11 protein-coding genes and 1 pseudogene are annotated in these 8,584 nt (G+C 41.2%); 2 read left to right on the top strand and 10 right to left on the bottom strand.

Features of this window, described 5'->3' with window-relative positions:
- Nucleotides 1-175: 175 nt before the first annotated feature.
- The 8 genes and pseudogenes from ABF638_RS35200 to ABF638_RS35235 all read right to left on the bottom strand — a co-directional run.
- Nucleotides 176-349: pseudogene (locus ABF638_RS35200) on the bottom strand (RNA-guided endonuclease IscB); the annotation flags it as partial.
- A gap of 27 nt (nucleotides 350-376) precedes the next feature.
- Entirely contained in the window at nucleotides 377-1,018 is a 642-nt protein-coding gene (locus ABF638_RS35205) for a DUF938 domain-containing protein (RefSeq protein ID WP_435027420.1), read from the bottom strand.
- Nucleotides 1,019-1,197: 179 nt separating this feature from the next.
- Complete coding sequence (locus tag ABF638_RS35210) at nucleotides 1,198-1,941, bottom strand: M50 family metallopeptidase (protein WP_435027421.1); 744 nt, start codon at nucleotides 1,939-1,941, stop codon at nucleotides 1,198-1,200.
- Nucleotides 1,942-2,007: 66 nt separating this feature from the next.
- The gene (locus tag ABF638_RS35215) at nucleotides 2,008-2,178 is read right to left on the bottom strand and encodes a hypothetical protein (protein WP_435027422.1); all 171 of its coding nucleotides are present in this window, start codon (nucleotides 2,176-2,178) and stop codon (nucleotides 2,008-2,010) included.
- A 62-nt stretch (nucleotides 2,179-2,240) separates the two neighbouring features.
- Nucleotides 2,241-3,122, bottom strand: a complete 882-nt coding sequence (locus ABF638_RS35220; RefSeq protein ID WP_435027423.1) for an FHA domain-containing protein — start codon at nucleotides 3,120-3,122, stop codon at nucleotides 2,241-2,243.
- Nucleotides 3,123-3,447: 325 nt separating this feature from the next.
- Nucleotides 3,448-4,170, bottom strand: a complete 723-nt coding sequence (gene pgl / locus ABF638_RS35225; RefSeq protein ID WP_435027424.1) for a 6-phosphogluconolactonase — start codon at nucleotides 4,168-4,170, stop codon at nucleotides 3,448-3,450.
- 270 nt (nucleotides 4,171-4,440) lie between these two features.
- A complete protein-coding gene (gene rph, locus ABF638_RS35230) occupies nucleotides 4,441-5,184 on the bottom strand; it encodes a ribonuclease PH (protein WP_435027425.1) in 744 nt (247 codons plus the stop codon).
- 154 nt (nucleotides 5,185-5,338) lie between these two features.
- A complete protein-coding gene (locus tag ABF638_RS35235) occupies nucleotides 5,339-5,962 on the bottom strand; it encodes an adenylate kinase family protein (RefSeq protein ID WP_435027426.1) in 624 nt (207 codons plus the stop codon).
- Nucleotides 5,963-6,305: 343 nt separating this feature from the next.
- Here ABF638_RS35235 and ABF638_RS35240 point away from each other — a divergent pair, with 343 nt between their 5' ends.
- The gene (locus tag ABF638_RS35240; RefSeq protein WP_435027427.1) at nucleotides 6,306-6,842 is read left to right on the top strand and encodes a P-loop NTPase family protein; all 537 of its coding nucleotides are present in this window, start codon (nucleotides 6,306-6,308) and stop codon (nucleotides 6,840-6,842) included.
- Nucleotides 6,843-6,935: 93 nt separating this feature from the next.
- Nucleotides 6,936-7,505 carry a dCTP deaminase gene (gene dcd, locus ABF638_RS35245; protein WP_435027430.1) on the top strand — a complete coding sequence of 190 codons (570 nt, stop codon included), beginning with the start codon at nucleotides 6,936-6,938 and terminating at the stop codon, nucleotides 7,503-7,505.
- A 29-nt stretch (nucleotides 7,506-7,534) separates the two neighbouring features.
- On the opposite strand, the gene dut is transcribed toward dcd, so the two are convergent.
- Together dut and ABF638_RS35255 are read right to left on the bottom strand one after the other, a co-directional pair.
- The gene (gene dut / locus ABF638_RS35250) at nucleotides 7,535-7,969 is read right to left on the bottom strand and encodes a dUTP diphosphatase (RefSeq protein ID WP_435027428.1); all 435 of its coding nucleotides are present in this window, start codon (nucleotides 7,967-7,969) and stop codon (nucleotides 7,535-7,537) included.
- Nucleotides 7,970-8,068: 99 nt separating this feature from the next.
- A partial coding sequence (locus ABF638_RS35255; protein ID WP_435027429.1) for a hypothetical protein occupies nucleotides 8,069-8,584 on the bottom strand: 516 nt, incomplete at its 5' end.

Consider the following 8,584-nt stretch of genomic DNA (forward strand, 5'->3'; position numbering starts at 1 on the left):
GAGTTGCGTAGGGCAATACTTAGGACAATTCTGTACTCTACAATATTTTCAATTACAACAAGGCTTAATTTAACCGATAGGTTCGCCCATCACTGAAAATGTTTTTACCATCCATAGTTACCTTTAAGGATAATTACTTTTAACAATTCAAAATTCAAAATTAAAGACATTGACCGATAATGGTTTTTATACTTTTAATTATCAAATTAGGTATCGATGCTCTAACACAAGCCGCATCTAGCCAGTGAGTTTTCTCTAAATTTTGAGAAAAACAATTAAACTTTTTTAACCCACCTGAACCTGTTTCTACAGGCAATCCAGAAGATTTGAGAACTTCTAGTAATGCGAATCCGCCCTTTAGGGCTGGGGTTTCTGACTATGTAGAACGTTGAAACACTACTGAAAGATTATTTGCTGGCATTTGGTAAATCTGTTTCAAGGTGAGATTTTGTGCGCTAGCTACTGCTACAACATCATCCAAGTTACGTACACCCCACTCTGGGTTTTCGGCACGTAAATATTCGTCAAAAGCTGTATTACTTGCTGCTTCTAGTTTTCCACTTTGTTTGAAGGGGCCATACAAATAGAGGATACCTCCTGTTTTTAAGATACGACCGGCTCCTGCCATTAACCCCAAACAGGCTGACCAAGGTGAAATGTGAATCATATTGATGTTGACGATGGCAACAATTGGCTTCTTAGAGAGCCAATCAAATGAACTATTCTCCACTACCCAAACTGGTTCTCTGACATCAAGATGTTGCGGTGGATAAACGTTATCACATGCATTGTGTTCAGTCCATGCAATAATGCTAGCTCTTGATTGTGAATTTGCATCTGTTGGCAGCCACAAACAATCCCTGAGCCTGGAAGCAAAAAAGACTGCGTGTTCACCAGTTCCACTTGCTATCTCTAAAATAGTGCCACTCTCCGGCAACACTTGTAAAAGTACTTCTAGAATTGGTTCGCGGTTACGCTCGGTTGCTGGTGCGTATTGTCGTGCATCTTGCGGTATCATCTTTAGATTTATTTGTGAATTATCTGATCGAATTAAGCTTCTACTTAAGCCAGGAAACTGCTATGGGGAACCTGTAGCGATCGCGATCCAAAAAAACTCGGAACAATAAAGTTCATCAGTAGTAACAACAAGGTTACTAAAATCAAGAAATTCCCACTTTTGATGGTGCTTCTTACTCATTACTCCGAACGATAGGCAACGCGGAGACTTTGGACTAAAATCACCAGAGATGCGATCGCCATCAACCCGCCCCAAAACCAGTAAGGTAAAAGCAAATACCTCTGCATTTGCGCTGTATCAGAGAGTCCAAGGGAACCAGCAGAACTACTAAATAGATAATTAAGTTGATGGAAGGTACTCACACAAGCTTGTACACCCAAAAATTGAATAGCAAATCCTTGTGCCCAACGAGGTGCTTTCAGGGCGATACCCAAGATTATTAAACCCAGCAAGGGAATTGCTACCAATCCAAACCAGGAACGTACCCAAATTAATGTGGAAAACAGCAAAAAACCGCCTAAAATTTTCAAACTTAGGGAAGCTGCTGTAAAACTGCGGGAAGCCAGAATCAAAACTGCACCGGCAAGAGGTGGCCCCATTGGCCCTGCTGCTGCGATCAATGCTAGACCAATTGGCCCCAATGATGACCGGATGCTATAAGTTGCAACACCGGAACCATTACTAAAAATCTCTAATTTCTGGAACTGTCCCCCTAATAGGAGTGCCATTAAGCCGTGACCCATTTCATGAAACCAAGTTGCCAGAATTGTAAACGGGTATAAGATATAATCCCCACCTGGTACTTGCCACAGTAAAGCAGTTGCGATCGCTGCTGCAATTAGCCAGGTTAGCCCCATGCGTTCAACAACTGGCGGGGCTTCTTTGGTGAGCAAGGTTTCAAAATTTTTACTTGGTTCCCTCATAGGTCACTCAATTTTGGATTTTAGATTTTGGATTTTAGATTTTAGATTTTCTGAAAAATTCACAATCTAAAATTGGCAGTGTATTTTCATCCATCCTAGTGTAATTATTAAGGTAATGGAGTTGCTGGGCAATGCAACAATTCGCACCTCGAAGCGACGGCTGTCAACTATGGCGCTATCAAGAACAACATAGTTATCCGTCGCTTGTCCGATGCGGTTTATTTGTTGATCCTCCAAAAAGGATGCCGGAGGGTGGGCAGAAAATGCTTAGACTGATGTCACAATTGATCAAGAATCAGTTAAGCAAGTTGAAAGAGGAATGTCATTAAGTCTCCTTTACCCAAGCTGATGCGATCGCCTGGTCGCAAGCGATGACGGTTTCCTGGTAAAAGTGGCAAATTATTAATGTAAGTACCATTAGAACTTCCCACATCCTCTACATAATGAGCATCTCCCTCAACGCGAATATCTGCATGAATCCGCGAGACAATTTCCGAATTGGGAAATCCTGAAACATCTATATCTGGGGGAATCCGGTCATTGGACTTGCCGATATGAATTACAGAGAGATTTTGCGGCAATTCAATTAGCAAATCGCTTTGAACGTGGATTAACTTCGCTGTAACCTGCTGCAATTGCGTTCTGGCAGCAGTTACAGTTGGTGCTGGTGCTGCTGGCGCGGGTACTTCGGCTTCAGGGGTGGGCGCTGGTTCTAGGGGTGGTGGAGTAGGAATACTTTGTATAGAGACTACAGGTTGAGCTGCAACGGTTGGTGCAGGTTCTGGGGGGCTACTGTTTGAAACAGATACCTGTGGCGATGGTTCTGGGGGAACTGCCACCTCTGTTGGTGGTAAAGATGAACTAGGAGGATGGGAGTTAGTAGAACCGCTTATTCCCAATGAATCTGGTTGCAAAAGTTCTAACAGTGGATCGGGTGGAACTAACGCTGGCACTTCCACAGGAACATCGGGAGTAACTGTTGTAGCTACTGTTGCGGGATGAACGTGTGGAACTCCTGCTGAATGAAGGTTATAGCCACACTGACCACAGAATGCAGCATCTGCTTGCACAGTTGCCCCACAACTGGGACAGTTAGTAGTTGCGGGTAACGGTGTATAGCAAGCTTCACACTGGACAGCGCCATCAGGGTTGGGATGATTGCAATTAGGGCAGACGATCATCGATATTTAGCCTTTGTTCAAGATCATCATAGATATAAGTAGTAATCTGTCAAGTTTAAATTGATGCGTAAGCAAGTTCGTAGTAAGGACTTTAGTCCTTATTTTCTAAGCACACTTTGTACTTACTACAAACCCTCAAAATTAGCTTGACAAAGTAGTAGGACTGGCAAGCAGAAAGCGGCCCTAGTTTTAGATTCTAGCAATTACTGCTGATAGAACGATGAATTGGATACGGGGAGGTGGGGAAAGGGAGGATGAGGGGAACAAGGGATAATTTACCCACCTCTCTCCCATGCCCCATGCCTCATGCCCAATTCCCCATTATTTAATGTTGGAGTTCCAAACCTGCTGCTGCATCTAGCAGCCACCAAAGTTCACCTTGGGGCTGAATTAAGCGGGATGGGTAAGTGAAGTCATCGGCTACAGGTGCAAAGACTTGCGCTAAAGCTGGTCGTTTATTAGCACCAGCAACCAGAAAAATCACGCTACGAGCAGAGTTGATGAAGGGGTATGTGAAACTTATTCTGGGGTTTCCGTCTTTGTTACCCACAGTCACGAGGCGATCGCGTACTTTAAGAGCCTCTGTATGGGGAAACAAAGATGCAGTATGTGCATCATCACCCATTCCTAGTAATACTACATCCAACGCGGGGAACTCAACCCCAGAAGAATTGAAAAATTCTTTGAGGTGTTTTTCATACTTATCAGCAGCCAGTTCTGGATTGGCTTCTAAAGTTGGTACAGGGTGAATGTTAGCTGCTGGGATGTCAACACGATCTAGCCACGCATGACGCGTCATCAGCTCATTGCTATCGGGGTGATCTGATGGTACATAACGCTCATCCCCCCAGAATATATGAATTTTATCCCAAGGCAGTTTTTGAGTAGCGATCGCTTCGTATAACGGTTTAGGTGTACTGCCGCCAGATAAGGCAATGGTAAACCGCCCACGCTGTTCAATGGCAGTTTCTAATTTGGACAGAATTAATTCTAGCGCTCGTGCAACCAGCGCTGGCTGATCCGGTAGAACTTCAACGGTTTTGTTCATGGCTTCATCATCATATTGCTGGCTTCCAGCAATACAATACCGAACTTATTACAATCCTCCTTTTTAACTTTTGAAACATTTAACATCACAGATTAGGTAGGCTGGAAAAAATAGACGCTCCTTATCACCTTCAATGGCGAGTTGTCAGTAGTCAGTCGCACTAACTACTAATCACTCTCATGATTATTTATTTACACCCAGTTACTTGATACTTTGTTGATTAACGCCACAAAGGATACAATTATTAATTCTTATTGAAAATTAATAAAACTAATTAATCACAACCAAGGCTTCCCAGTTAGCGATCGCTTCACGTTGAGCAATTAACAATTCCTGAATTCCTTTTTGGGCGACATCTAGCAGTTGATCCAACTGAGTGCGGCTAAAGCTGCCTTCTTCGGCTGTTCCTTGGACTTCAATTATTCCCAAATGTTGATTCATCACCACATTAAAATCTACGGTTGCTGCCACATCTTCGATATAATTTAGATCCAAAAATGGCTCTCCCTCCAGTAATCCTACGGAAACTGCTGCTACCTGTCCACATAAAGGCGATCGCTCCAACATGCCCTCTTGCAATAATTGAGAAACTGCATGAGCCAACGCCACAAATGAGCCTGTAATGGCTGTTGTCCGGGTTCCAGCGTCAGCTTGCAACACATCAGCATCCACAGTTAGCGTGTGTTCTCCCAGTGCATCAAAATCCACTGCTGCACGTAAGCTGCGTCCAATTAAACGTTGAATTTCTTGTGTCCGTCCAGATAATTTCAATAATTCCCTTTCTTGGCGTTTTTGGGTAGCAGATGGTAGCATTCGGTACTCAGCAGTTAACCAGCCTTTACCAGTCCCTTCGAGAAACTTCGGAACTCCCTTATTAACGCTAACGGTACAAAGTACCTGAGTATCACCACATCTTGCGAGAACAGAACCGGGGGCAAAGCGAGTGAAACTAGGGTAAAAACTGATCGGACGTAGTTCGTAGGGAAGACGACCGTCAGGACGCTGCCAAGCCATTGGATTTGCCTCAAGTTTTACAATACTGACTTAAGATTACCTTAGTGTTGCAAATCATCTAATTGAGGGGCATGGGGCATTGGCAAGAATTTTTCCTAACTCTTGTACAGACGCGATTAATCGCGTCTCTCCAAACTCTCCCACTCAGCACTCTTCAAGGAACTGAAAGTAGAGTCAAAATATTTTGCTGCACCATCTCTGGTGATTGGTCGCCGTTGATGGTCAACAAGCAGCGACGACGGTCGTAATATTCTAGGATGGGAATGGTGCGATCGTAGAATAATTCTACACGGCGCTGCACGATTTCTGGTTGGTCATCTGGTAGCGATCGCCCCAAGGATCGACTAACCATTACTGCTTCTGGAACTTGGAGATAAATTGCCCAATCTAGCTTTTGCCCTAAATCATCTAATAAAAAATCTAATTCTTCAGCTTGGAAGGCAGTACGGGGATAGCCTTCTAACACCCAATCGCATTGAATATCTGGTTGTCTGAGGCGAATTCGGATCAATTCAATGATCATTTCGTCTGGAACTAACTCCCCTTTTTGCATATAGGGGCGTGCGTGATATCCTAGTTCACTCAAGCTAGCGTAAACCGAAAGAGAAGTCCGGGGATCAGCTTCCGACCATCGAAATCCCGGTAGAGGCTGATTGCCAGATATTGCTTCCCGTAAAATCTCACCTGTAGAAATCAGAGGAATCTCAAAGTATCTGCAAAGCCTTTGTGCTTGAGTGCTTTTCCCCGATCCTGAACCTCCCAGAATCACCAATCTCACAACAATTAACTCCTCATCCTGTCAAATTCACTACTTGCTAAGTCTGTTTTGCCCAAACAATCGGCAAATCTAACATTTAGCGATTTTCAGACTTACACCTAGCTTTTTTAAATAATTGGAACTGTAACTCTTATGTTTTAATTTTTACAAGTACTTTCAGAGGAAAAACGAAAATTTAAATCAAAACAACTCTTGACTTCAATACAAACGTAGTGTTTGACTAAGAATGCAATTTGCCAAATCCACCACACCTCTGAAAAATAGATTGATTATACAGGCAGATTTGCAATAATTGCCGCCAGCAAAAACTCTTAATCTATTGTATTTTTTTAAACTTAACTTTATGGTTGCCCAGCTAGAAACTCAAAGTATCAATTCAACCCTGACCCTACCATATCCAGTTGAAGGGCTAGTGCAAGTTTTTACTAGCTCCCATCGCAATTTTTTTACGAGTGTGATGGCTCAATCACTGAGAATAGCTGGACAAGGAACGCCAGTTTTAATAGTGCAGTTCCTCAAAGGAGGTATTCGTCAAGGACAGGAAAGGCCCATACAATTAGGACAAAATTTAGATTGGATTCGGTGTGATTTGCCTCGTTGTATCGATACACCACATCTTGATGAGACGGAAAATCAAGCCTTACAAAAACTGTGGCAGTATACACAACAGGTAGTGTACGAGAGTAAGTATTCTCTCGTGGTTTTAGATGAGTTAAGTTTAGCGATTAACTTTGGTTTAATTCCTGAAACGGAGGTTTTAGCGTTTCTGGCAAAACGCCCTCCCCACGTCGATATCATTCTCACAGGGCCAGAGATGCCAAAATCTCTCTTAGATGTGGCAGATCAAATTACAGAGATTCGTCGCAGTTATCGACCCTAAATCAAAATACTCAGTTCGTGCTAATATATCAAGTCTGTTTGAATTAACGTTAGTAGCGAACTTGTGATTAAGAACGATATCTGGATTACAGAAATGGCTCAACAGGGTTTGATTTCACCCTTTGAGCCAAGTTTAATCCGAAAAGTGCAAAAAGATGAGTCTGTAGCGATTCAACCTGTAATTAGTTACGGTTTGTCTTCTTATGGCTACGATATACGCCTTTCCCCGGCTGAGTTCCGTATCTTTCGCCACATTCCCGGAACTGTAATTGATCCCAAAAACTTTAATCCCCAGAATCTGGAGCCAACAGCACTGCACACAGATGCCAATGGCAGTTACTTTATTTTACCTGCTCATTCCTATGGACTTGGGGTTGCTCTAGAAAAGCTGAAGGTTCCTGAGAATATTACTGTAATTTGTATTGGAAAATCTACGTATGCACGTTGTGGGATAATAGCAAACCTAACACCTGCTGAAGCTGCATGGCGAGGTCATTTAACTTTAGAATTTTCCAATTCTTCTAGTGCTGACTGTCGCATTTACGCTAATGAAGGTGTAGTGCAATTATTATTTTTAGAAGGTGAACCCTGTGCTATTAGTTACGAAGCGCGTCAAGGAAAGTATCAAGATCAGATAGAAATTGTTACATTGGCAAAGGTATAACTGAATATTCCTAAATAAATCAATTTAATTCATGTTCCTGTTGAGCCAAATCCTCCTGAACCTCTAGAAGTTATATCTAGTTCTTCAATAGCTTTAATGGAAACTGATAAAACTGGTTTGATAACCATCTGTGCTATTCTCATACCTATTTCTATGGTAAATGGTAATTTACCATGATTAATTAAAATTACTCCAATTTCTCCTCGGTAGCCTTCATCTATAGTTCCTGGGGAGTTCAAAACAGTTATTTGATGTTTTAAAGCAAGACCACTACGAGGTCTAATTTGTGCCTCTGTCTTAGATGGTAATTGAATTATAATACCAATAGGAATTAAAGAACTTTCTCCAGGTTGTATAACAGTTTCTACTGTAGAGAATAAATCTAAGCCAGCATCTCCTTCGTGAGCATATTCTGGTAGCCGAGCTTTGTCTCCAAGCAGTTTAACTTTTAGTATATTGTCCATAAGTTTGCGTCATGATGATTTTGAATGATACCTTGCTAAATATGCAGCGTAAATAAATATATATTATATTTATTTACGCCATATTAAGAAACATTCTATCTATTTTTGCTTCATATTAACAGTTAGCTGTAAGCATGAAATCAGAATAGCTATTATCGCGAAAAAACCATTTGTATCAATTAGGTTAATAGTTAGATCAAGCGGGTAAACAAGAACAAACCATCCCGAAGTAAGTTTTAATAATAGAATTAAACATAAAATTACTTCAAATACTGTTAATGTCCAGAAAAAGATTGAATTCAAGAAGTCTTTTTTTGCATTTATTTTTAATCCTTTTAAAATATAACGATTAGAATTTTTAGATAGCTCTTTAAATTTTTCCTTAAATTCATTATAAGCTAAAGGATCTGCAATGATTTTATGCGCTGCTACAATAAATTGTGCTTGATTTTGTTCTAATTGAACATCTTTTCTATTAGTAAAATTAAAATATTTGCTTTTATTGTTAGAGTGGTTAAAAGAAACTTGCTTAGATATTGGTTCAATTAAATCCACTCTACTAGACATCTCCAAAATAGTAACATTCTGTGGTAAAAGAACATCAAAGAGCTTTTT

It is taken from the genome of Nostoc sp. CALU 1950 (assembly GCF_051172895.1).
Taxonomy (GTDB): domain Bacteria; phylum Cyanobacteriota; class Cyanobacteriia; order Cyanobacteriales; family Nostocaceae; genus Nostoc; species Nostoc edaphicum_A.

Coding starts and splice junctions, on each gene's coding strand:
- ABF638_RS35210 (WP_435027421.1), bottom strand. CDS start 1,941: ATGAGGGAACCAAGTAAAAATTTTGAAACCTTGCTCACCAAAGAAGCC.
- rph (WP_435027425.1), bottom strand. CDS start 5,184: ATGGCTTGGCAGCGTCCTGACGGTCGTCTTCCCTACGAACTACGTCCG.
- pgl (WP_435027424.1), bottom strand. CDS start 4,170: ATGAACAAAACCGTTGAAGTTCTACCGGATCAGCCAGCGCTGGTTGCA.
- ABF638_RS35205 (WP_435027420.1), bottom strand. CDS start 1,018: ATGATACCGCAAGATGCACGACAATACGCACCAGCAACCGAGCGTAAC.
- ABF638_RS35240 (WP_435027427.1), top strand. CDS start 6,306: ATGGTTGCCCAGCTAGAAACTCAAAGTATCAATTCAACCCTGACCCTA.
- dut (WP_435027428.1), bottom strand. CDS start 7,969: ATGGACAATATACTAAAAGTTAAACTGCTTGGAGACAAAGCTCGGCTA.
- dcd (WP_435027430.1), top strand. CDS start 6,936: ATGGCTCAACAGGGTTTGATTTCACCCTTTGAGCCAAGTTTAATCCGA.
- ABF638_RS35220 (WP_435027423.1), bottom strand. CDS start 3,122: ATGATCGTCTGCCCTAATTGCAATCATCCCAACCCTGATGGCGCTGTC.